At 63.4% G+C, this 314-nt stretch carries 1 pseudogene; it reads left to right on the plus strand.

The annotated features are described in order from the left end of the window. Positions 1-314, plus strand: a pseudogene (locus G3480_RS27570) (IS66 family transposase); the annotation flags it as partial.

Below are 314 nucleotides of genomic sequence, written 5' to 3' on the forward strand. Positions count from 1 at the left end.
GTGGGGCAGATCGATGCGCTCCTCAGCGCAAACAACGAGGCGTTTTTCGCCGAGAAGGATCAACTGCTCGCGGCCGGCCTGGATGTCAGCGCCTTCATCACGGTCGATGACTCGGGGGCGCGCCACCAGGGGCGCAACGGCTACGTCACTCAGATCGGCAATGACTTCTTCGCCTGGTTCTCCAGCACCGAGAGCAAGAGCCGAATCAACTTCCTCCAACTCCTGCAAGCGGGCGACCCCGTCTATTGCCTCAATGACGAGGCGCTGACGTACTGGCGCGATCAGGGCCTGCCGCGCGCGCTGTGCCAAGCGCT

This window comes from Thiorhodococcus mannitoliphagus (genome assembly GCF_010915725.1).
Classification (GTDB): domain Bacteria; phylum Pseudomonadota; class Gammaproteobacteria; order Chromatiales; family Chromatiaceae; genus Thiorhodococcus; species Thiorhodococcus mannitoliphagus.